Source organism: Kitasatospora sp. NPDC058115 (assembly GCF_042884635.1).
In the GTDB taxonomy this organism is placed as follows: domain Bacteria; phylum Actinomycetota; class Actinomycetes; order Streptomycetales; family Streptomycetaceae; genus Kitasatospora.
Map to the genome: position 1 here is coordinate 260694 of NZ_JBHVTL010000001.1, position 23117 is coordinate 283810.

16 protein-coding genes are annotated in these 23117 nt (G+C 75.7%); 4 read left to right on the top strand and 12 right to left on the bottom strand.

The window, feature by feature from the left end; translation table 11 throughout:
• Nucleotides 1–499: 499 nt before the first annotated feature.
• On the bottom strand, nucleotides 500–1240 hold the full coding sequence (locus tag ACFVVL_RS00900) for a hypothetical protein (protein ID WP_387670334.1): 741 nt from the start codon (nucleotides 1238–1240) through the stop codon (nucleotides 500–502).
• A 688-nt stretch (nucleotides 1241–1928) separates the two neighbouring features.
• Between ACFVVL_RS00900 and ACFVVL_RS00905 the strand changes: the two genes are divergently transcribed.
• On the top strand, nucleotides 1929–4868 hold the full coding sequence (locus tag ACFVVL_RS00905) for a BTAD domain-containing putative transcriptional regulator (RefSeq protein ID WP_387670336.1): 2940 nt from the start codon (nucleotides 1929–1931) through the stop codon (nucleotides 4866–4868).
• Here the strand turns inward: ACFVVL_RS00905 and ACFVVL_RS00910 are convergent.
• On the bottom strand, nucleotides 4857–5381 hold the full coding sequence (locus tag ACFVVL_RS00910) for a hypothetical protein (protein WP_387670338.1): 525 nt from the start codon (nucleotides 5379–5381) through the stop codon (nucleotides 4857–4859). The two genes, ACFVVL_RS00905 and ACFVVL_RS00910, sit on opposite strands and share 12 nt — an antisense overlap.
• Nucleotides 5382–5652: 271 nt before the next feature.
• Between ACFVVL_RS00910 and ACFVVL_RS00915 the strand changes: the two genes are divergently transcribed.
• Entirely contained in the window at nucleotides 5653–6648 is a 996-nt protein-coding gene (locus ACFVVL_RS00915; protein WP_387670340.1) for an EamA family transporter, read from the top strand.
• On the opposite strand, the gene ACFVVL_RS00920 is transcribed toward ACFVVL_RS00915, so the two are convergent.
• From ACFVVL_RS00920 to ACFVVL_RS00935, 4 genes are all read right to left on the bottom strand, one after another.
• Complete coding sequence (locus ACFVVL_RS00920) at nucleotides 6587–8047, bottom strand: SMI1/KNR4 family protein (RefSeq protein WP_387670342.1); 1461 nt, start codon at nucleotides 8045–8047, stop codon at nucleotides 6587–6589. The genes ACFVVL_RS00915 and ACFVVL_RS00920 overlap by 62 nt on opposite strands.
• 93 nt (nucleotides 8048–8140) lie before the next feature.
• The gene (locus ACFVVL_RS00925) at nucleotides 8141–10714 is read right to left on the bottom strand and encodes a BTAD domain-containing putative transcriptional regulator (protein ID WP_387670344.1); all 2574 of its coding nucleotides are present in this window, start codon (nucleotides 10712–10714) and stop codon (nucleotides 8141–8143) included.
• Between the two features lie 137 nt (nucleotides 10715–10851).
• Nucleotides 10852–11244 carry a hypothetical protein gene (locus ACFVVL_RS00930; RefSeq protein ID WP_387670346.1) on the bottom strand — a complete coding sequence of 131 codons (393 nt, stop codon included), beginning with the start codon at nucleotides 11242–11244 and terminating at the stop codon, nucleotides 10852–10854.
• Nucleotides 11245–11350: 106 nt separating this feature from the next.
• A complete protein-coding gene (locus tag ACFVVL_RS00935; protein ID WP_387670348.1) occupies nucleotides 11351–11869 on the bottom strand; it encodes a DinB family protein in 519 nt (172 codons plus the stop codon).
• 380 nt (nucleotides 11870–12249) lie between these two features.
• Here ACFVVL_RS00935 and ACFVVL_RS00940 point away from each other — a divergent pair, with 380 nt between their 5' ends.
• The gene (locus ACFVVL_RS00940; RefSeq protein ID WP_387670350.1) at nucleotides 12250–13062 is read left to right on the top strand and encodes a class I SAM-dependent methyltransferase; all 813 of its coding nucleotides are present in this window, start codon (nucleotides 12250–12252) and stop codon (nucleotides 13060–13062) included.
• Nucleotides 13063–13164: 102 nt separating this feature from the next.
• Here the strand turns inward: ACFVVL_RS00940 and ACFVVL_RS00945 are convergent, their stop codons facing one another.
• The gene (locus ACFVVL_RS00945; RefSeq protein ID WP_387670352.1) at nucleotides 13165–15165 is read right to left on the bottom strand and encodes a flavin monoamine oxidase family protein; all 2001 of its coding nucleotides are present in this window, start codon (nucleotides 15163–15165) and stop codon (nucleotides 13165–13167) included.
• Nucleotides 15166–15425: 260 nt separating this feature from the next.
• Here ACFVVL_RS00945 and ACFVVL_RS00950 point away from each other — a divergent pair, with 260 nt between their 5' ends.
• Nucleotides 15426–16850, top strand: coding sequence for a condensation domain-containing protein (locus ACFVVL_RS00950; protein WP_387670354.1), 1425 nt, complete (start codon nucleotides 15426–15428; stop codon nucleotides 16848–16850).
• Between the two features lie 80 nt (nucleotides 16851–16930).
• Here the strand turns inward: ACFVVL_RS00950 and ACFVVL_RS00955 are convergent, their stop codons facing one another.
• From ACFVVL_RS00955 to ACFVVL_RS00975, 5 genes are all read right to left on the bottom strand, one after another.
• Nucleotides 16931–18454, bottom strand: coding sequence for a M1 family metallopeptidase (locus ACFVVL_RS00955; RefSeq protein ID WP_380289294.1), 1524 nt, complete (start codon nucleotides 18452–18454; stop codon nucleotides 16931–16933).
• A 176-nt stretch (nucleotides 18455–18630) separates the two neighbouring features.
• A complete protein-coding gene (locus tag ACFVVL_RS00960) occupies nucleotides 18631–19512 on the bottom strand; it encodes a sulfurtransferase (protein ID WP_387670357.1) in 882 nt (293 codons plus the stop codon).
• 97 nt (nucleotides 19513–19609) lie between these two features.
• Nucleotides 19610–20686 (bottom strand): class I SAM-dependent methyltransferase, encoded by a 1077-nt coding sequence (locus ACFVVL_RS00965; protein WP_380289290.1) that lies wholly within the window; start codon nucleotides 20684–20686, stop codon nucleotides 19610–19612.
• Between the two features lie 94 nt (nucleotides 20687–20780).
• Nucleotides 20781–22442, bottom strand: coding sequence for a beta-N-acetylhexosaminidase (locus ACFVVL_RS00970; RefSeq protein ID WP_387670359.1), 1662 nt, complete (start codon nucleotides 22440–22442; stop codon nucleotides 20781–20783).
• 200 nt (nucleotides 22443–22642) lie between these two features.
• Nucleotides 22643–22969 (bottom strand): hypothetical protein, encoded by a 327-nt coding sequence (locus tag ACFVVL_RS00975; RefSeq protein WP_380289286.1) that lies wholly within the window; start codon nucleotides 22967–22969, stop codon nucleotides 22643–22645.
• Nucleotides 22970–23117: the final 148 nt, after the last annotated feature.

The following is a 23117-nucleotide window of genomic DNA, read 5'->3' on the forward strand; positions in this document are numbered from 1 at the left end:
TCCGGCCAAGCCTCAGAAGCCGCCGCCAGGAGAGCAAGCGTGGCGGCCATCCACACCACCAACTCACCACCCCGCCCGGGCCTCAGAAGCCGCCGCCACCGGCGAGAGCGAACAGAACGGCCACCCCGACCTACCGGCCGACCACCCAAGCCTCGGAAGCCGCCGCCACCGGAGCGACCCGGCCGACCACCACCACCGGGACGGCGGGATCGGTGGCCACGGACACCGCGACCTCCCCCACCCCCGCCAACTTGCCACGCCTCAGAAACGGTCGCCACCAAGGCGACCCGGCCCGCCACCACCGCCGGGAGCGGAGGCACGGCAGCCAACCCCACCGCCAACTCCCCACCCCACTCAACCAGCCAACCGCCCCGCCTCAGGCACCGTCACCACCGCCAGGAGAGCGAGCGCAGCGGCTGACCGCATCACCACCCCTCACCCCGCCCGGGCCTCAGAAACCGCCGCCACCGGCGAGAGCGAACAGAGCGGCCACCCCGACCTACCGGCCGACCGCCCAAGCCTCGGAAGCCGTCGCCACCGGGGCGACCGGCCCCGCCGCCACCGCCGGGACGGCGGGCATGGCGGCCACGGGTGCCGCCGGTTCGGCCGGCAGCACCCGGCCCATCGACAGCCGGGCCGGCTGGGGCTGGACGTTCCCGCAGGCCCTGAGCACCGCCGGGACGACGCCCACGTGGTGCCCGGCGGCGACGGCCGGCACCTCGCCCCCGCCCGTCACCGGGCGCCCGGCCTGGGCGGGGACGCCGGGAAGCGCGGTCACGCCGTGCGTCGGCACCGCCGGGGCCCGGCCCCCCGCCGCTCCGAAGTCCGTGCCGGAGCTGGTCCGCGTCTCCCCGCGCGTGCCCGGCGCCGGCCCCGCCGCGGGGGACGCCGACTCGCCCGTGCGGTCGGTGACCGTTCCGGACAGCCGCAGGATCAGGTTGCGTTCGGTGGGGTCGCCGTTCGGCCAGTCGCAGTCCTTGCTGCGCACGATCCGGCTGCGCGCGCCGCTCCGCGAGGTCTGCCACGGGTACGGCAGCACGCGGACGTTGGGCCGCCAGCCGACGCCGGGGACGCAGTGCTGGAGCTCCAGCTCCCACTCCTCCGCCCGCACGTCCAGGGAGGCTCCGATCCGCCCCTCCAGCACGAAGGTGCCGTACGGGGTGTGCACCACCACGCGCTGCTCGTAGTAGGCGTCCTTGTCGAGGACCGTGATCCGCAGCGGCCCGTTCATTCGCAGCATGATCGCCCTTCCCGGCGGTCGAAGACCCGCGGAACCGCCACAGCCCCGCCACCCTGGTCGACGGCGCATCCGGAGGCCCGGGTTCACGGGCCGTCGGCCGCCGCACCGGCCGGTGAACCGGCGGCCGCACCCCGGCCGTTGAACAGCGGACACGGGTCGTTCCCGTCCGGTGCGCCGCACCGGGGCGAGCGGCCACGGAGCCCTGCGCACCGGTTTCCCCTTCGGGCAGGCGGGCCCTCCCCATCGTGCACACCTCCCGAACCGCCGGGCAGGCGCCCGGCACCGGACGGCCGGCCACGGTTGGGACCCTGGTCCCAGGCCGGACCACCGCCCGTCCACCGCGAGGCCGCCCGCACCACCCGTCACACCCGCCACAGCGCTTCCCGACGGGCGGACCCCCGGGCCGGGCCCCCTCTGGTTTGCACCCGGAACACACCTGCCCGGCCGTGCCCCGACGCCCGGGGCCGCAACCCCGGCCCCCCGGCCCGTCGTCCCCGACCAGGAGGACCGCCGCCGACCCGCCGCCGCGGGGACGACGGACCGGCTCCCGTCAACCCCCTGACGGTCCGATCCCCACCATTCCCGAAACCGTGCACCGAACGTCACAAACCGCACTTTCAGCGTGGCTAGACTGCGCCCCGCACAGGGACGGAGACCCTCGTCCACCCGCTCTCACCTGGGAGAATCCGTGTTCGTTCGGCTGCTGGGCCCGGTGGAACTGCGGACCGCCGACGGCCGGTCCGTCGAGCCCGCCGCCGCCAAGCGGCGCGCCACGCTCGCCCTGCTGGCGCTCGAACTCGGCCGCACCGTCCCGGTCGGGCGGTTCTTCGAACTGCTCTGGGGGGACACGCCCCCCGCCCAGGCGCGGGCGGCGCTCCAGGGGCACATCGCCGCGTTGCGCAAGCTGATCGCCGGCTCGGACCTCGTCCTGTCCACCCGTCCGCCCGGCTACCGGCTGGACGGCCCGGACCACGCGGTGGACTCGCTGCTGTTCGGTCAGCTGGTGGCCCGGGCCGCGTCGGAGAGCACCCCCGCCGGTGACGAGGCGGCGGCGGGGCTGCTGCGCCGGGCGCTCGACCTGTGGCACGGTCCCGCCGCGCTCGCCGACCTGCCGGAGACCGACCTGCGCGACGCGCTCGCCGACCGCCTCCGCAAGGACCGGGCACTGGCACTGGAGGCCTGGGCCGAGCGGCTGCTCCGGCTCGGACGGGGCGCGGAGGCGGTGTCCGAACTCGACCGCGCGCTGGAGGCGGAGCCGTGGAACGAGCCGCTCGCCGCCCTGCTGGTGCTCTGCCTGAGCCAGGCCGGCCGCCCCTGGGACGCGCTGAACACCTACCACCGCACCCGCCGCCGGCTCGCCGCCGATCTCGGCGTCGGCCCGGGCGCCGCCCTGCGGTCGGCGGTGTCCGGGCTCCTCTCCGACGATCCGGCCCGCCGCCCGAGCGGCGCCGCGCCCGCCGGCATCATCGGCCTCCCCCTGCCGGACAGCACCACCGCGGCCGCCCCGCGCTCGCCGCGTGCGGCGTCGACGCCGACCCTGTTCCCGAGCTGCAAGCCCGGCCTCCGCCCCGCGGCCGCCCGACCTGCACCTGCACCCGCACCGGCAGCGGCAGCGGCACCGGCACCGGCACCGGCACCGGCACCGGCACCCGATCAGCTTCCGCGCCCCGCCGCCGGATTCGTCGGTCGCACCGCCGAACTCCGGCGCCTCGACGAGCAGCTGAAGGGCGGAGGAAGCGCCGGTGCACGCGTCGGCGTCCTGGTCGGCCCGCCCGGCACCGGAAAGACCGCCACCGCCGTGCGGTGGGCGCACGGCGCGGCCGCGGCCTTCTCCGACGGGCGGCTCTTCGCGGACCTCAACGGCTTCGGCCCCGGCCGCCCCGTCGACCCCTCCGCCGCGCTCGCCCGGTTCCTGCGCGCCCTCGGGGTCCCGGAGGCCGAGTTGCCCGGGGAACGGGCGGCCCGGGCCGCGCTCTACCGGTCGCTGACCCGCAACCGCCGCCTGCTGGTGGTGCTGGACAACGTCCGCGACGCCCGGGACCTCGCCGATCTGCTGCCCTCCGGCCCGCACGGCGCGGCCCTGATCACCAGCCGCAGCAGCCTGGAGGACCTGGTGGTCACCGAGGGCGCCGCCCCGCTGCGGCTCGGCCCGCTGCCCGCCGAGGACGCCCGCCGCCTGCTGGAACACCTGCTCGGCGACGCCCGGGTGGCCGCCGAGCCCGAGGCCGCCGACCGGCTGGCCGAGCTCTGCGGCCGGCTGCCGCTCACCCTGCGGATCGCCGCCGCCCGGCTGGCGACCCGTCCGGCCTGGGCGATCGGCGACCTGGTGCCCGAACTCGCCGACGAGCGCACCAGGTTGCAGGCCCTGGAAACGCGGGGAAGCACCAGCATCCGCGCCGCACTCGATCTGACGCTCCGTCATCTACCGGGCACCGCAGCCCATCTGCTGGCGCTGCTCGCCGTCCACCCGGGCACGGAGACCGACGTCCCGGCGGCCGCCGCGCTGCTCGGCGCCGACCCCGCCGAGGCCGGCGGCGCGCTCGCCGCCCTCGCCGCGCACCACCTGCTCACCGAGATCGCCCCCGGCCGCTACCGCCGCTGCGACCTGGTCCGGTTGTACGGCGCCGAACTCCTCGACGCCCGGCCGGTGGCGGAGCGGACCGCCGCCACCGCCGCCCTGGCCGACCACTACCTCGCCGCAGTGGCCCACGGCGCCGCCCTGCTGCAGCCCGCCCCCGGACGCCGCACCGGCCCCGCCGCCCGGCCCCGCTTCCCCACCGTCCGCTCGACCCTGGACTGGTTCCAGGCCGAGGAGCCCGCCGTCCGGGGCCTGGTCGCTGCCACCGACGAGACCGGCGACCCGCACCGCGCCTGGCAGCTCGCCTACCGCGCCGACGGCCTCTACTACAGCGTCGGCCGGCACACGGACCGGCTGGCCTGCCTGCACACCGGGCTCCACGCCGCCGGCCGCACCGGTGACCCGGCGGCCGTCGCCGCGATGGAGGCCGTCACGGCCCGCGCCCTGAGCGGCCGGGGCCGGACGGCGGAGGCGCACCGGCTGGCCCGGCGCGCGGTCGACCGCACCTCCGGGACCGACGACACCGTCCGGGTGCAGGCCCTCACCGTGCTGGCCGTGACCACGGCGGCCGGCGGGCGGCCGGCCGAGGCGGTCCGGCTGGGCGAGCAGGCGATCGCCCTCGCGGAGGCGCACGGCCACGCCGAGCACGCCCCCTACGCGCTCAGCAACACCGCCGGCCTGTACGGCCTCGCGGGCGAGCCGGTGCAGGCGCTGCGGCGCGCCCGGGAGGCCCGCGCGCTGCTCGCCGAACACCCGATGGCCGTCTTCCACCTCTCCGCGATGATCAACGAGGCACACGCCCTCCAGCTGCTCGGCCGGTCCGCCGAGGCGGAACGGGCCTGGCGGCAGACCCTGGAGCGCTGCCGCCTCGCCGGAGCCGTCCATCTGCACGCGGTCGCCGAACGGCACTTCGCCGACTTCCTGCTGGCGGCCGGCCGCGCCCCGGAGGCCGTCGGCACGCTGCGCGCGGCCCGCGGCCTGTACGGGCGCCTCGGTGACACCACGGTCGTCCGCGAGCTGGACGAGCGGCTGGCGACGTTAGCGGGCTGAGGGCGCTCCGGGGTCCGCCTCCCGGTCCGTCTCCCGGTCCGCCGCCGGGGAGTCCGCCGCGACCGCCGCCCCGGCCGGAGCGACGACCGCCGCCCCGGGCTCCCCCAGCAGTTCCGCGGTCAGCACGGCCACGCCGTCCTCGCCGAAGCGGTGCAGCAGCAGCGCCACCCACTCCACCGCCTGCGCCCGCTCCAGCGCCGTCCACCGCGCCGCCGAGGGGTGCTCGTCGACCACCAGCGCCTCGGCGATCATCCGCAGCCCGTCCGGGACCACCGTGCGCGGACCGCGCCGCCCCAGGCCGTCCACGGCCAGCCGCCGGGCGGCCGCGACCACCACCGCCCCGTCGGCCGGTGGCACCGCCCACCCACCGCCGGGCCCACCTCCGCCGGGCCCGCCGTCGTCGTCCTCGGCCGGCTCGGCCGCGAGCCACCCCGCGACCAGTTCCCGGACCCCTGCCTCACCCGCCGTTTCCGCCATGGCCGCCAGCTTGCCAGCACCTCGTCCTGTGGTCATCACCGTCACGGTGACGAGTACGGCTGCCGCCCCGCCCCGCGTTCACCACCGGTCCCCGGCCGGGACGGCGCGGACGGTAGCATCGCCGCATGACCTCGTACTGGCACGTCGTGCTGCCACCGCTGTCCGCCTGACCGGGCGCACACACCGGCACGCCTGATCCCGCGACCCCGGCCGGCCCGCAAGGGCGCCGGGGGTCCGTGTCGTGCGCCCGTTCCGAATCCAGTCCGCCTGCCGGAATCCCGGAATTCGACAACGGAAGTCCACGACTGTGCCGAACCGCACCTCCACGCCCGCACCCGCGGGCGGCTCCCGCACCGCGCCCGCCACCCCCGCACCGGCCCGCCGTCCCGGCGCCCTCGCCGGTCCGCTGCCCGTCCTCGCCGCCGCCGTGCTCTGGGGCACCACCGGCACGGCCGGTTCCCTCGCCCCCGCCGGCGCCCCGGCGGCCGCGATCGGCTGCGCCGGACTGGCCCTCGGCGGGCTGCTGCTCCTGCTGTCCGACCGCACCGCCCGCTCCCTGCCCAGAACGTGCACGCCCCGCGAACGGCGGCTGCTGCTCCTGGGCGCGCTGGCCGTGGCCGGGTACCCGGTCACCTTCTACCCCGCCGTGGCCCGGACGGGCGTGGCGGTGGCCACCGTGATCGCCCTGGGCAGCGCCCCGGTCTTCACCGGCCTGCTGGCCTGGCTCACCGGCGGCCCCCGGCCCACCGCCCGCTGGGCGGGCGCGACCTCGACCGCCGTGCTCGGCTGCACCCTGCTGGTCCTCGGCCCGCAACTCGGCGGCGGCACCGCGATGGACCTCCCCGGCGTCCTGCTGGCGGCCCTCGCCGGTCTCTCCTACGCGGTCTACTCGCTGGTCGGCGGCCGGCTGATCGCCCACGGCCACCCGTCGGCCGGGGTGATGGGGGCGATGTTCGGCGCGGCCGCCGTGCTGGTGCTGCCCGTGCTGCTGACCGGCGACCCCCGCTGGGCGGCCACCCCGCGCGGTGCGCTCGTGGTGCTGCACCTGGGCGTGGTGACCACCTTCCTCGCCTACCGCCTGTTCGGCCGGGGCCTGCGCCACACCTCCGCCCAGACGGCCACCACCCTGACGCTGGCCGAACCCGCGGTCGCCGCCGTCCTCGGTGTCGCCGCCCTCGGCGAACGCCTCACCGCCGTCTCCTGGACCGGCCTCGCCGTCCTCGTCCTCGCGCTCGCCCTCCTCACCGCCCCCCGCCGCCGGATCCGCCGCCGCCCTCGACCCCGCCCCCGTCCCCGCCGCTGAGCGATCGGCCCTCGGCCGCGGACGGGCCGAGGCGGCCCTCGACGGTGGTGCGGGTGATCAGCGGCCGGTCCCACAGCGCGAGGACGGCGTTGGCCACCGCGACGAGTTCCGACGGCCGCTCGTCGCCGCGCACCTCGACCGCGGCGGCGGACAGCCCGGGCGGGACCGCCCCGGCGTCCAGGAGCACGCGCCACTCGTCCGGCCCGAGGGCGAGGTACTCCAGCCCCGGCAGGCCGGCGACCTCCAGCGGATCGGCGAGCGTGCCGGGGCCGGCGACGAGGGTGCGCACCCTCGGCAGCCCGGCGATCGGCGCGAGGCCGAGGGGCGTGCCGCCCGGCCGGCCACCGCCGAGGATCCGCACGACCTCCAGCTCGGGGTGCGCGGCGGACCCGAGCGCGTCCGGCCCGTGCCCGCCACCGGTCACGGCCGTCACCGCGGCCGTCACCGCGGCCGGCCGCGGCTCCGGCGGGCCGGCGTCCCGGACACCGCGCTCGAAGCGGTTCAGGACCAGCCCGGTCAGGGACTCGCCGTACAGCTCGGCGCCGATGCTCTCCTCGTGGCCGATCAGGACGACCTGGCCGAGGTGGCCCCCGGGGCCGGGCGTCAGGTCGACGGCGAAGGTGTCACCCCCGTTGCTGCCGAAGGCGATCCAGCCGGGCGATCCGACGAGCCCCTGGACCGCCGCGCCGGGCGGGGTGGCGACCGCCGTCGTCGCCGCGTGCCACCACTCGCCCCTCCGGAAGGTCGGGTCGAAGGTGAACAGGTGCTCCAGGGAGGAGAGTTCGCAGCCGACGGCGGACTCGGCGGCCTGCTGCTCCGCGAAGTCGGCCTCCCAGTCCCCCGATCCGTCCGGTCCGGGCGGGAAGACCCTGGTCACCCGGTAGAGGGCTTTGAGCTCCTCGGGCAGGGCGACACCGAGCCGTTCCTCGGTGGCGGCGATCTCCTCCTCGGTCACGCCGACGGCGTCGGGGAGCCGCTCGCGCAGCGTCCGCTCCAGCAGCTCCGGGTCCGCGGACGCCGCCGGCCCCGCGCCGGGCACCGGTTCGGGCCGGCGGCGCCAGGGCTCGGCCACGGCGCCGTCGACCAGGACGAGCGTGCCCCGGCCCGGGCTCCGGGGGCCGGGCGGGAGCTCCACGGCGGGGCCCGTCTCGCACACGTGCAGCACGGTCCCGCCGTCCGGTGCGGTCTCCGCCGCGAACACCACCTCCCGCACCCCCGCCTCCACGAGCGCACGCTGCACCGGCGCCGCCGCCCGGTCACCGGACTCCCGGTCGAGGGGCAGACTCCAGGACGCCACCGCGACGCTTCCCGTCATCGCACCGGTGCGGGCGGCCGGGCGGCCGGCCCGCAGGAGCGTCAGCAGCGGCTCCCAGGTGGCGAAGGCGTGGAGCGCGGGCACAGGAGTCCTCCGGGGCGTTCGACGGCCGTCGGCGACGGCCACGGTGACCGTACCGGCCGCCACCGACAGCCGTCCGCCGTCCGCCGCCGACCCTCACGGCTCCAGCGCGGCGAGGCGGCGCGCCAGCGCCGGGTCGGTGCGGCCCTCCGCGGTGTGCAGGGCGAGGGCGCGCCGCCAGCAGTCGGCGGCGGCCCCGGCGCGGCCGAGTTCGGCGAGGACGGCCCCGTTGAAGTCGAGGGCGAGGAGGGCGAGCCGGGTGTCGCCGCGCTCCTCGGCGACGGCGAGTGCCTCGCGCGAGGCGGTGAGCGCCTCCTCCACCCGGCCGAGGACCCGCAGGGCCTCGGCACGGCTGAAGCGGAGGGTGCCCTGGAGCGGGTCGCCGGGGTGGTCGCGGACCAGGCCGAGGGCGCGGTCGGTGTGGGCGAGACCGCGCTCCGCCTCCCCCGCCCGGTACAGGCAGTGGGCGAGGTGGTCCAGGGCACGGGCGGTCGCCGGCCCGTCGCCGCCGGCCTCGCAGGAGGCGACGACGCGCTCCAGGACGGCGATGGCGTCGTAGTTGCGGCCGGACGCGGCGAGGGTGCCGGCGAGCGCGGTGAGGCAGCGGTCGCGGACGGCGGCGTCCTCGACGTCCCCGGCGTCCGCGACGGCCCGTTCGGCGACCGCGGCGGCCTCGGTGAAGCGCTTGCGGGACACCAGGGCGAGGCCCAGGTCGGTGCGCAGCCGCAGCCGGGCGGCCCGGTCCCCGAGGCGCTCGGCCGCGGCAAGGCCCTCCCGGGCGAGTTCCTCCCACCCGTCCAGGTGGGCGCCGTCCTGGTAGTGCAGCGGCCCGCAGCCGTGGGCGAGCCGCCAGACGCCGGCGTCCAGTCCGTCCGCGGCTCCGGCCCTGACCAGGGCGGGCAGGGCGGGTCGCACCCGGCGGAACCAGTCGGCCGCAGCGGCCCGGTCCCCCGCCGCGCCCTGCCCGCCGGAGACGGCCCCGGCGGTGTCCGCCCATGCGTCCAGCAACCGGCGCAGCGCGGCGGTCCGCTCCACGGCCGGGAGCCCGTCGGCGAGTTCGGCCGCGTACCGGCGCACCGGCCCCGGCCGCACGAACCACTCCGGCCCGGCCTCCTCCACCAGCCGGGCGGCCGCGAGCGCCGCCAGCACCTCACGCGCCCGGGGCGCCGCCAGCTCCCCCAGCGCGCCGACGTCCCCCGCGTCGATGCCCGACCCCGGCAGCAGGCCGGTCAGCGCCAGGACCCTCGCGGCGTCCGGCGGCAGGGCCCGCCGGGCGACCCGCAGGGCCGCCGCCACCCCGTCGTGCCCCGCCCGCCGCTCCCGTTCCAGCTCCGCCGCCAGCGCGGCGACGCTCCCCCCGCCGGCCGCGAGCCGGGCGCCCACCACCCCGACCGCGAGCGGACGTTGCTCGCCGAGCGCGGCCAGCCGGGCGGCGGCCTCCGGCTCCCGGGCGATCCGCCCGGCTCCGGCGGTCGCGGCGAGCAGGCCGGCCGCCTCCGCGGGGGCCAGCGCGCCGAGCGGCAGCGGGACGGCGCCCTGCCGGGCGACCAGGCCGGCGGCGAGCCGGGCGCGGCCGGTGACCAGCACCAGCACCTCGGGGTGACCGGGCAGCAGCGGCTCGACCTGCTCGGCGGAGCCGGCGTTGTCGAGCAGGAGCAGCAGCCGGCGTCCGGCGGTCAACGCGCCCAGCAGGGACGTGCGTCCGGTGGTGTCGCCGGGGAGGTCGTCCGCGCCGAGGTCCCGCAGCAGCACGGCCAGGGCGGCGCCGGGGGCGAGCGGGGCGGTGTCGTCGTCGCCGTGGAGGTCCACGGTGTGCCGGCCGTCGGGGAAGCGGTCGGCGTGGCGGTCCGCCCAGGCGCGGGCGAGCCGGGTCTTTCCGACGCCGGCGGGGCCGGTGAGCAGCAGGGGACGGCCGTCGGAGGTGTCCACGGCCGCGTCCAGGCGGGCGAGTTCACCGTCACGGCCGATGAATTCCCGTGAATCGGCCGGGGGTTCGCCCTCAGGACCGGAACGCTCCAGGCACCGGGCGAGCAGCACGGCGGCGGTCCTCCGGCGCGGCTCGGCGGCCAGCAGTGCCGTCAATTCGGCCACCGCCTCCGGCATTCCGCCGTCACCCGCGCCGGGCCGGGCGAGCGCTTCGACCGCGAGCCGTTCGACGGCCCGCCACCGGGCGGCGGTCAGCCGCGGCCCGGCCTCGGCGGCCAGCCGGGCGGAGCCGCAGCCGTCGAGGGCGGGGCCGCGCCACAGCGCGAGCGCGGTGCGCAGCAGGCCCGCAGCGTCGGCGAGCGGCTCACGGTCGACGGCGGCGCACAGCCGCGCGAAGCGGTGCGCGTCGACGGCGTCGGGGTGGCCGAGCAGCGCGTAGCCGTCGCCCCGGGAGACCAGGTGGAGGCCGTCCGGGTCCTCGGCTATCGCACCGGCGGGCGCCGCACCGTCGGCGGCGGCCGCGAGCAGTCGGCGCACACCGGTGACGTGCCCCTGGAGCGCGGACCGGGCGGTGGCCGGCGGAGCGGCGCCCCAGAGCAGGCCGGTCAGCCGCCCGGCCGGAACGGTCCGTCCGAGCTCCAGGGCGAGCGCGGCGAGCAACGCGCGCCGCTTCGGCCCGGGTTGCGGCAGTGCCCTGCCGTGGTCGTCCTGGAGCTCGAACCGTCCGAGCAGATTGATGCGCACTGCCGCTCCCCACCGCGTTCCGATCAGTCGATCAGGGGGAGAGCATAGGGAATGTCTGGATTGGTCCACACCTCTCCTGGTGAGCGGCCGTTGTCCCGAACTGCGCCACCCCTGGAGCCCCATGACGAACCGTCGCCTCAGGCGTCACCCCGGCGGGAGCCGGCGGGGCGGTGTGCGCGACGGCCCGGCGCGGGCACCTGCACGTCGCCGACGGGACCCGGGCCCCCACCCGGCACCCCTCCACGGCCTCCCGCACCGAAGCCCTCCGGCGAGCACGGCACCAGCCCCGCCACCGGGCCGAGCCCGGCGCCGGGCGGCCGGGGGAGGCCGGCCCGCAGGCCGACGACCCGGAGGTCGTCGGAGACCCGGCGGATCCGCCGGTCGGGCCCGGCCTCGACCGGCCGCTCGACGTCCGCCCCGGTCCGGCAGCCGTCGAGGTCGTGCAGGGTAGGGACCAGCGCGACCGTGGCGGGCAGCTCGGCGGTCCGGGTGACGGCGCTCCCGGCGCTCCCGGCCCTCCCGGCGTTCACGGGGGCGATCCTCGCAGCGGCCACCGACACCCACCGCCCGGCGCACCCGCACGTCCTGACCGCCGGTCACCAGCGGGGTGCGCTCGGCCCGGTACCCGGCGGCGGGTCAGGCCCCGACCGAGCCGTCGACGGCCTCGCGCAGGAGGTCGGCGTGCCCGTTGTGCCGCGCGTACTCGTGCATCAGGTGCAGCATCACCAGCCGCAGCGAGACCTCCGCCTGCCAGCGCGGCTGGTACCCGGTGACGTCCAGCGACGCCGCCTCCCGCTCGATCCGCCGGGCGTGCTCGACCTCGGCCTCCCAGGCGGCGAACGCCTCGGCCCGGTCGGCGCCGCTCGCGTCGTACGCGGCCTGGTAGTCGCCCTCCGGGGACCAGAGCAGCGGGATGTCCTCGCCGTTGATCACCCGCCGGAACCACGTCCGTTCGACCTCCGCGAGGTGGCGCACCAGGCCGAGCAGCGTCAGGGTGGACGGCGGGCTCGACGCCAGCCGCAGCTGTTCGTCCGTCAGTCCGGCGCACTTCATCGCCAGCGTCGCCCGGTGGAAGTCCAGGAACGCCCGCAGCGTCTCCCGCTCGCCGCCGGTCAGCGGTGGTGCGATCCGTCCGTCCCCCGTGTCCGTCCCCATGCCGCTCCCCGTTCCACTCGTGTCCGAACGATCCGGCGAGCAGTCTCCCAGGGCGCACGGCCGCCGCGCCGGTCAATTTCTCCGGCGCGTAGGGCCCGAAGGGGGTACGGCGGGGGCACCGGGCACGCCGCGCAGCGGTAGGGTGCGGGGGCGAGGGAGCCGATGCCACGACAGCAAGCATGCTCATCATCCCGTATCACTCACCACCCGATTGGCCTGCGTGTTGTCGCGCGAAACCCCTTCCTTCGGGTAGTTCCGTTCTGGGCATGTTTGGGTACGTACAGCGGCGCGCGCCCGCGGAGCCCGGAGCACCGGCTCTCCCGCCCGTCGCCGCCCCCCCATCGGCCGCCGCCACTACACACGAGGAGCCCGAGCGAGCCATGAGCCAGGACCGCATCCCCGGACCGGTACGCCAGACCTACGGTGCCGACGATCTGTCACGGGCCGCCGGCTTCGGCGGTGGATTCATCAACTTCGGTGACTGGAGCGGCATCCGCACCACCGCGCCGACGCCCGAGGACCGGGTCCGCAGCCAGGAGGACCTCTACCGCCGGGTGCTGCGCGCCTTCCCCGGTCCGCGGGAGTCGCTGCGGCTGGGCGAGGTGGGCTGCGGGCGCGGGCTGGGCGCGGCGCTCGCGCTCTGCGAGTTCCGTTTCGCGGCGGTCACCGGCGTCGACATCCACCCGGACCAGATCGAGCGCGCCCGCGCGGTCAACGCCAAAGCGCTGGCGACGTTCCCGGACCGGCTGGCCTACTCGCTGGGCTCGGCGGACGACCTGCCGTTCGCGGACGCCTCGCTGGACGGCGTGTACTCGGTCGAGGCGGCGCAGCACTTCCGGGAGCTGACCGGCTTCGCCCGCGAGACGGCCCGGGTGCTGCGGCCGGGCGGGCGGCTGGTGGTCACCACCTTCTTCACCGCCGCGGGGCCGGACGTCGCCGAGCGGCTCAGCATCCTGCTCGGCAGCTTCGCCAACGGCCTCGACGTCGCCCACCCGCTCGACGCGTTCACCGCCGACCTCGCGGCCGCCGGGTTCGGCGACGTCGCCACCGAGTCGATCGGGACGGACGTGTGGCCGGGGCTGGACCGCTTCCTGGAGGGCGCCGTCCCGCCCGGCCACTGGACCCGCAACTTCCTCGGCGCCTGGCGCGACGGCCTGCTCGACTACCACCTGGTCACGGCCACCCGCCGCTGACCCGCGGCCCCACCCCCACCCCCCACTCCCCCGTCCCTCGTCCCTCGCCCGGAGCGATCCCCGCACTCCACGGGGATCGCCCCGCCCCGGAGGGCCGCCGGCTCAGCCCTGGTGGACCAGCAGCGCCGTCCGGACGGCCGATTCGAGCGCGCCCTCGACCCAGGCCGGCTTGGTCGAGGTGTGGTCCCCCGCGAAGTGCAGCGGCCCCTCCGAGCCCGGGATGTCCGGGAACAGCTCGGTGTGCTGGCCGGGCAGCAGCACCGAGGCCTCGCCGTACGCGTAGTGGTCGCGCACCCACGACTGGGTCTTGGCCTTGGTGGTGAAGAAGACCTCGCAGCGCCGCCCGAAGATCGCCTGCACCCCCGCGAGCGCCCGCAGGTAGCGCTCCTCGTCGGCGTACGCGTCCCACTTGAGCGCGTCGTCCGACCAGCTGTAGCTGGCGAGCACCACGCCGCCGTCGCTGCCCTCCATCGGGTGGGCGTGCTCGAAGTAGACGAACCGGTTGGCGTTGTCGCTCACCGACCCGCCGCCGCGGATGTGCGAGGCCGCCGGGTCGGCGCCGAGCGGGCGGAAGTCCGCGAAGCACGTCCTGAGGTCCTCCGGGACGGTCACCCCCAGCTGCCGCACCGAGGCGTGCGCGCCCAGGTAGCGGCCGTCGGGGACCAGTCCCGCCCGGTAGCGCTCGTAGAGCCCGGCCTCGATGCCGTCCAGCGACGCCTTCCACTCCTCCTCGGTGAACTCCCACCAGCGGCGGGAGAATTCGAGCAGTACCTTGGTGGCGGCGTCGTAGTGCAGTTCGGTGATCGCCCGCCGCTTGCCGTAGCCGAGCGGTGGGTCGAAGGCCACGTGCCGCAGCCCGGCGAACGGGACGGTGATGATCGCCTCGTCGCCCTCGAAGACCTCGGTGACCCCGCCCCGGCCGCTCTGGCAGTCCTCGGAGACGGTGTGCACCCGGACCCTGCCGTCCTGCCGGTCGACCCGCACCGCGCGCCGGTCGAACCGCACCTTGCCCTTCACCGCCGCGTAGAGGGCGTCGACGAGCCGGGCCGTGCCGCCCTTGATCTCCCAGAACTTCGTCCTCGGGTCGATCAGCGCGGCGGACAGGAAGCTGTGCACGAAGGAGAGGTGCAGCCGTGAGGTCACGTTCTGGATGGTGCCGACGAGGTCGATGGTCCGGATGTCCAGCCCGGCCCCCTCGGTGAGGTACCGGTACATCGACCAGTGGCCGTACTGCCGCAGCACCTCGGCCCAGCCCTCGACGAGCGCCGCGCCCTCCTTGCCCCGGACGAGCCGCAGCGCGGGTTCGAGGGCGTCGGCGTAGATGGCGGCGGCGGTCCTGCCGAGGTCGGGGCCGGTGACGCCGAAGCTCCCGTTCACCTCCCTGGGGTCCGCCTCGTAGTCGGCGCGGCGGACGTGCAGGCCGTTGACGTGGATCCAGGCCCGGTTGGCCCGGACCGTCGGGTTCTCCACCTCCACGTCCACCAGCAGGAACTCCTGGCGCGGGAGGTCGTACTTGTCGAGCAGCGCCATCACCAGCGGGTGGCTCTCGGGCAGCCGCATCGCGCCGGCCTCGGCGTACTGCTTGGGGTCCGCGAACGGCTGCTGCCCGTTCTCGTGGCCGCCGCCGCGGAAGGTCTTGATCCGGCCGCCGACCCGGTTGCCGTTGGCCTCGATGACGACGACGTCGTGACCGGCCCGGTTGAGCAGGTCGGCGGCGAGCAGCCCGGCCGGTCCGGCGCCGACGACCAGGACGCGCTTGGTGGCCCGTGCGCGTGCCGTCGGCAGGCCGTCCCGGACGATCTTCAGATAGCCCGGGACGAGCGGCCGGTCGTGCTCGTCGTAGACGGCGATCGCGCGGGCCACCGTCGTGTACGCCTGCTCGTCGGTGCCCGGCGGCGCGGCGGCCGGGGCGAGGGCCGGCGCCGCGGCCGGGGCGAGCGCGCCCGCCGGCACGGCGGAGGCGGCGGTGAGCCCGGCGGCGAGCACCGAGGCGCCGGTCACCGTGACGACGGAACGCCGCGAGGGTCCGGCGGGGAGCGCCCCGCCGTCGGGGGTGGTGGTCGTGCTCTTCGTGGCGCGAACGCTCACGTCTTCAGTGGTCATGACGCACCACTCTTGGTGCCCACACGACGCGACGGAACCGACATCACCCGGACGAGAACATCAACCACTCGATCGGATTCGGACCCATCTGTTGCATTGACGGCCGGCCGCACCCGCCGGGCGGGGTCTCGACGGGTGTCGGGGCGGTGCAGCAGACTCTCCGGGACGGCTCCCACCGCGCCCCATCCACACCATCCGAACCATCCGAACCATCCGCATCGCCCACCGAGTTCGAACCAGCGCATCGGAGAACCACCACGGTGACCACGAGTCGACAACTGGAGATCCCCTTCACCGCCGGCCGCCGCGGCAGCGGACCCGCCACCTGGGGCCAGCGGGCCATCTGGGGCGTCGTCAACCGCGCCGCGCCCGCGGACCGGCCCCGCTTCAACATCACCACCGCCGCCCCGCTCGATCCGGGACTCCCGCTACCGGCGGTCCTGGACGCCCTCGGGCACCTGCTCCACCTGCACGACTCCCTGCACACCCGGCTGCTGCCCGGGCCGGACGGCACCGGCCTGCGCCAGCAGGTCGATCCGGAGGGCCGGCTCACGGTGCACGTCCGGGACTGCGCGGCCGGCACCGGGCGGGAGGAACTCACCGCCGTCGGCGACGCCTTGCACGAGGAGCTGGCCGGGCTGCCGTTCGACTGCGCCACCGAGTGGCCGGTCCGGGCCGGCCTGGTGGTGGCCGACGGCCTGGTCCGGCACATCTCGCTGGTGCTCTCCCACACGGCGGTGGACGGCACCGGCATGGGTCTGCTGGTCCGCGACCTCAGCGAACTCTCGCTGGGCGCGGGCCCGGAGGACATCCGGGCCGCCCGATCGCCCCAGCAGCCGCTGGAGGAGGCCGCGTTCCAGACCTCGGAGCGCGGCCTGAAGCGCGACGCCAACGCCCGGGCGCACGCCCTGCGCAAGCTGCGCGCCGCCCCGGTCCGGCTGTTCCCGGAGCGCGGCGCGGGCCACCCGGCCGGAGGTACGGCCGGGGACACGGCCGCAGGTGCGGCCGGGACCGGCTCCGGCGAGCGGTTCCCCAACGCCGTGCTCAGCTCACCCGCCCTGCTGCGCGCGGTCGAGACGGTCGCCGCCGCCCACCGGACCGGCTCCTCCACGGTCCTGCTCGCGGCCGCCGCCGCGATGACGGCCCGGCTGGCCGGCCGCCCGGACGCGGTGCTCCAGGTCGTGGTCAACAACCGCTTCCTGTCCGGCCTGACCGACGCCGTCAGCGTGGTCGCCGGCGACGCCCTGTTCCATCTCCACGACGCCGACGGCGACTTCGGCCAGGCGGTGGGCCGCACCCACGCCGCGTCGATCGCCGCCTACCGGCACGCCTACTACGACCGGGACCTGCTGGACGCGGAGATCGAGCGCCTCACCGCCGAGGAGGTGCCGCTCGCCGACCGCTCCTGCGTCTTCAACGACACCCGCGACCTGCTCCCCAGCTCCCTGGCCGCCCGGGCCGCACCGGTCCCCGACGAGGCCGGGCCCACCACCCTCGACTGGCCCGTCGACTTCGACCCGCGCCCCGGACTGACCTACGCGCTGGACGCGCTGAGCACCCCCACCGCCCTGCAACTCGCCATGACCGCCGACCCGGCGGTGCTCCCCAGGCCCGCGATGGAGCGGTTCCTCCGCGGCATCGAGGAGTTGATCCTCACCGAGGAGAAGCGCACCGCCCAGGCCTGAACCGAGCACCGGGGCCCGTCCGTCCGCTCACGTCCGGACGGCCGGGCCCCGGCACCGCTAGCGGGTATGACGGGCGGTCATCACCGGTGCTCGTGCTCGTGCACCGTGTTGGTCTCCTGGATCTTCTTCCAGGACTTCGGCTCCGGCCGCGCACCCGGCCGGGCGCCCGGCGCGAGGCTCGCCGCGGCCGGCGCGGCCCCGATGCCCGAGGTGCCCGCCGCCGGCTTCCCCGGGGTGTACAGCCAGGTGTTGAAGAGCGCACCCAGCGGCTTGCCGGAGATCCGCTCGGCGTACGCCTGGAACTGCGGGATCGTGGCGTTGCCGTACTTGCGCTCGGTCGGCCAGCCCTTGAGGATCCTGAAGAACGCGTCGTCGCCGACGGCGTTGCGCAGCGCCTGGATCGCGATCGCGCCCCGGTCGTAGACGGCGCCGGCGAACTGGTGGTCCGGCCCCGGGTCGCCCGGCTTGATCGTCCAGAACGGGTCGTCGGCCGGGTAGATGTCGTAGATGAAGTCGGCCAGCTCCTGGGTGGTGCCCTCGTTCTCGTGGTCCGACCAGAGCCACTGCGAGTACCGGGCGAAGCCCTCGTTGAGCCAGATCTCGCTCCAGCGCTGCACGGAGACGCTGTCGCCGTACCACTGGTGGGCCAGCTCGTGCACCACCACGGAGGTGTTGGAGCCGCGGGCGAACTGCGCGGGGCTGTAGAAGATCTGCCCCTGGGTCTCCAGCGCGTACCCGGTGGGCACGTTGGGCACGTAGCCGCCGACCGTGTCGAACGGGTAGGGCCCGAAGACGCCGCTCAGCCAGTCGACCAGCTCGCCGGTGCGCTCGACGCTCGCCCGCGCCGCACCCGCGTTGGCGCCGAGGTCGGGGCTGTAGGCGGTGATGACGGGCAGCCCGCCCGGGGTGGTGTCCTGGCGGAGGTCGAACTTGCCGACCGCCAGGGTGGCCAGGTAGGTCGCCTGCGGCTTGGTCTGCCGGTAGTTGTAGCGGGTCCAGCCGGGCCGCTGACTGGTAGTCAGGGTGCCGTTGCTGATCACCTGGGTGCCGTTCGGCACCAGCACCGAGACGTCGAAGGTGGCCTTGTCGGTGGGGTGGTCGTTGCTCGGGTACCACCAGGCGGAGCCCTCGGGCTCGTTGGCGGCCACGCCGCCGTCGGCGGTGCGGATCCAGGCGGAGTAGCCGCCGCGCTCGACCTCGCCGGGCTTGTCGGCGTAGCGGACGACGACGGTGATCGGGCTGCCCTTGGCGATCGTCCGGGCGGGGGTGATCTGCAGCTCCTGATCGCCGGAGGTGGCGAAGGCGGCGGTGCGCCCGTTGACCAGCACCTCCTTGACCTGGAGCACGAAGTCCAGGTTGAACCGGGTGAGGTCCTGGGTGGCGGTGGCCAGGATGGTGGTGGTGCCCTCCAGTTCGTCGGTCGCGGGCTGGTACTTCAGCCGAATGTCGTAGTGCGACACGTCGTAACCGCCGTTGCCGGCGTACGGGTAGTAGGGGTCGCCGATGCCCGCGGCGCCCGGGCCGGCCTGGGCGGCCGAGGCGGGGACGGACAGGAGCAGGGCGAGCGCGCCGGCGGCGGCAGAGACGATCAGCCTCTTGCGCACGGGGGTCCTCCACAGGGTCACTGGGACAACGGGTCGGATCGATCCTTGTCCCAACGGCCCCTGCCCTACGCCTGAACAATGAGATGTTCATAAGAAGATACAGGCCGACATCAGGGCGCCGCCGAACGGTGACGGCCCGTCATGAACTTCCGGCGGGCCGTCATACACCGTATGGTTCAGGACCTCTGCTCCCCCAGTGCGACCGGCGCCCGCACCAGCGAACCGTACTCGGTCCACGAGCCGTCGTAGTTCTTCACGTGCGGGTACCCCAGCAGCTCGCTCAGCGCGAACCAGGTGTGCGCCGAGCGCTCGCCGATCCGGCAGTAGGCGATCACCTCGCGCTCCGGCTCCACGCCCTGCCCGCCGTACAGCACCCGCAGCTCCTCCGCCGAGCGGAAGGTGCCGTCCTCGTTGGCCGCCCGCGACCAGGGGATGTTCACCGCGCCGGGGATGTGGCCGGGCACCTGTGCCTGCTCCTGCGGCAGGTGCGGCGGGGCCAGCGCCTCGCCCCGGTACTCGGCGGGCGAGCGGACGTCCACCAGCACCGCGTCCGACCCCGGTTTGGCGAACACCTCCGCCTTCGCCAGCACCTCGTCCCGCAGCGCCCGCACCTCCGGGTGCTCGGGCCCGGCCAGCCGGTAGGGGCTGTGCTGGTAGTCCATGACCTCCTCGGTCAGCTCGCGCTCCTCCAGCTCCCACTTCTTGCGCCCGCCGTCCAGCAGCCGCACCGGGCCGAAGCCGCGCAGCCGCAGCAGCCAGTAGGCGTAGGCGGCGAACCAGTTGTCGTTGCCGCCGTAGAGGACCACCGTGGTGTCGCCCTCGACCCCGGCGGCGCGCAGCAGGTGCTCGACGCCCTCGCGGTCGGCGTAGTCGCGGCCGACCGGGCTGTGCAGGTCGGTGGTCCAGTTCCAGCCGACCGCGCCGGGCAGGTGGCCGCGGGCGTAGGCCCCGGTGTCCTCGTCCACCTCGACGATCCGGACCGTGCCGTCGTCCAGGTGGTGCGCCAGCCACTCGGTGCCGACCAGCGCCTCGGGGTGTGCGTAGCCGTTGTCGGTCATCGCCGCCCTCCCTTCACGCGGGGACCCTTCGAACCTACGTCCGCACCCCCGCCCCCGGCCACCCGTGCCCGGGGCCCGCGGTATGCGGTCAGTACATCTAGGCCGCGACCGGCAGCCGGGCCACGTAGTACTGGTTCAGCGGGTCGCCCTCGATCCGTTCGACGTCCACCGAGCCGAAGCCCGCCTCGGCCAGCATCCGGCGGGCGGTCTGCTCGCCCCACACGGTGCCGAGCCCGGCGCCGCCCTCGCCGAGCGAGACCGTCATGCAGTAGAAGGTCGAGAAGGTGTACAGCGCCGGGGCGAGCGGGTGGCCGATGTTCTCCTCCAGCCGGCTGCTGGCCGCGATGTCGCCCATCAGGAAGACGCCGCCGGGCCGCAGGACGGCCGCGACGGCCCGCATCGTGAGGTCCGGGCGGGCCAGGTCGTGGATCACGTCGAACGCGGTGACCAGGTCGTAGGAGCCGGTCAGCGAGGCGGAGTCGGCGAGCTCGAAGCGGGCGTTGTCCAGGCCGTGCGCGGCGGCCTCCGCCTTGGCCGTGCCGATGCCCTGCTCGGAGATGTCCAGGCCGGTGAACCGGCTGGCCGGGAAGGCCTCGGCCAGCACGTTCACGGCGTGGCCCTGCCCGGTGCCGAGGTCGACCGCGTCGATGCCCTCGCGCAGCCGTTCGGTGAGCCCGGGCACCAACGGCACGATGACGTCCGCCAGCGCCTGGTCGAACACGGCGGCGGTCTCCTCGCCCTGCAGCGACTGGAACCTCGGGTAGGCGGAGTACGGCAGCCCGCCGCCCTTGTGGAACACCTCGACGATCCGCTCCTCGACCTCGCCCATCAGGGCCAGGAACTGCATCATGCCGGCCAGGTTGTCCGTCCCGGCGGCCCGGGTCAGTGACGCGGCGTGCTCGGGCGGCAGCAGATAGGTCCGCCGCTGCGGGTCGTAGTCGACGAACCCGCCGACCACCATGGCGCCCAGCCACTCGCGGACGTAGCGTTCGTCCAGCCCGGCGGCCCGGGCGACCTCCTCACTGGTCGACGGTGCGAGGCCGGCCATGGTGTCGAAGAGGCCGGTCCGGTGGCCGATGCTGGCCATGAATCCCAGGCAGGCGTCGTTGAGCACCTGCACCACACGACCCGCGAACTCCTCCTGTTCCGCCGGGTCCGGTTCCCGTTCGGACATCGTTCCTCCTGCGCCGTCTCGGGATCTGCGCGAACCCCCTCTCGTCACGCTACGCCGCCACCGGCCGATTCCCCACCCCGTTCACCGCCCCCGTTCACGGCGCGGGCCAGGGCACCTCCCGGCGCTTCTCGTAGCGGTACCCGGCGGCCTCCCAGCGCGCGCCCTCCTCCGCGAGGCGGCTCTTGAAGCCGTCCCAGGAGTGGCTCTCCCTGCTGGACCAGCCCAGCTCGGCGAGGGCGGGCAGCCGGGGCAGCAGCATCAGGTCGAGGTCCTCCGGGGTGTCCAGGGTCTCCGTCCACAGCGGCGCCTCGACACCGAGCACGGAACCGGCGGGCAGCGGCAGCAGGGTGTCCGGGTCCCACGAGTAGGCGGTCCAGACGTCGATGGTGCCGGCCCAGACCAGCCCCAGCGGGTAGCCGGCCTCGTACTTCATGTCCAGGTAGCTGCGGCCGGACGGCGACATGATCACCTTGGCCCCGCGCTCGGCGGCCTCCTGCAGCTCGACGTCGCGCCCGGCCCGGCCGTCCCAGAACTGGAGCACCCCGACGCCGCCCGGCGCGGCCTGGTTCCAGCCGACCGGCGTCTTCCCGGCGGCCACCACCTGGTCGTTCACCCGCCGCACGAACGCCGCGTACTCGGCCGGGGACATCTTCTTCACCTCGTCGCCGCCGAGGTGCAGGTAGGGACCGGGGGTGAGCCGGGCCAGCTCGGTGACCACGTCCTGGGTGAAGGAGTGGACGGCGTCGCCGGTCGGGCAGAGCGTGGAGAAGCCGACCTCGATCCCGGTGTACGGCCAGGGGCGGGCGCTCCGGGTGCAGTCCAGCTCGGGGTAGGAGGCGAGGATCGCGTTGCTGTGGCCGGGCAGGTCGACCTCGGGGACGACGGTCAGGTACCGCTCCTGGGCGTAGCGGACGATCTCCTGGTAGTCGGCGGCGGTGTAGAACCCGCCGGGGGTGCCGTCGACCTCGCTGATCGCGCCGACCTCGGTCAGCGCGGGCCGGGACGGGATCTCGATCCGCCAGCCCTGGTCGTCGCTCAGGTGCAGGTGGAGGTGGTTGAGCTTGTAGAGGGCCAGGCGGTCGATGAACCCCTTGACCTCGGCGGGGGTGAAGAAGTGCCGGGCGACGTCGAGCATGGCGCCCCGGTAGCCGTAGCGCGGGTGGTCCTCGACGGTGACCGGCGCGACCGTCCACTCCGGGCCGCCGGTGACCGGGCGCGGGCTCTCGATCTGCGGGGGCAGCAGCTGCCGGAGGGTCTGGGTGCCCCGGAAGAGGCCCTCGGGGGCGCGGGCGGTGATCCGCACACCGGTGTCGTCGGCGGTGAGCCGGTAGCCCTCGGTGCCGGTCGCCTCGGGGAGCGCGGGGTCGAGCAGCAGGCTGATGCCGTCGGCGCCCGGCTCGGCGGCCACCGGGAGCGGCAGCCCGGTCGGGCGGCGCAGCGCCTCGGCGAGCTGCTCGGCGATCCGCCGCACCTCGCCGGCCTGCCGCTCCACGGCCTCGGCCCCGGGCACGGTGCGCACCACGGTGCGCTCGGTGATCCGGTAGCCGGGGCCGGAGCCGGCGGCGACGGAGACCGGTACCGGGACGATCCGGTCGGCGGTGCGCGGGCCGGCGGGTACCGCGACGGCCCCCGGCTCGGCGTCCTCGCCGCCCACCGCCCGCTGCACCCCGAAGCCGATGGCGGCGAGCAGCAGGACGACGGCGAGGACGAGCACTCTGCGGGCCCGGGCGGAGAGCCCGGCGGTTCGAATCGGCACGGTCGCTCCCGGTGTCATCACGCGCTCCACCGGCCGGTGTTCACGGCCGGTTCACCGGAATGGTCTCAACCAATCGCCGGCTTGTCCCGTGCTTCGTACGAAATCGCTTCGCAGACCGCCGGAAGGCCGGACACCGGGCGGGAGCGGAGGCCGGGAGCGGAGGCCGGGACCGGAGGCCGGGACCGGATCGCCCGCGGGGATCAGGAGAAGACCACCGACCGGACCAGCAGCCGGTTGCCCGCGCGCCCGCCCGGCCGCAGCGCGAAGTAGGTGGCTCCGGTGCAGCCGGCTTCGAGGAAGGCGGTGGCGGTCGAGGCGGTCCCGTTCGCCGGCGCGTACGCCGGCTCCTCCTCGGTGGCCTCCGGCAGGTCGATGCACGCGTGGCTCTTCGGGTCGATCAGCGCACCCGTGAAGTCGGAGCCGTACTTGTAGCGGAATTCGCCGTCGGCGGCGTTGGCGGAGACCGGGACGGCGAGGACGAGCATGATCGCACTGACGGCGGCGAGCAGGGCGTTGCGCAGACGCATGACGGGTGGCCCTTTCAGGCGGTACTCGGTGGTACCTGGGGAATTGGTGCGAGATCACCCTAGAGGCCCAAAAACAGGGGAAACGGTTCTGCTAATCCATCCTTTCGGGTGGTTTAAGCGTATTTCCCGCGACTTTTCCATTCGACCA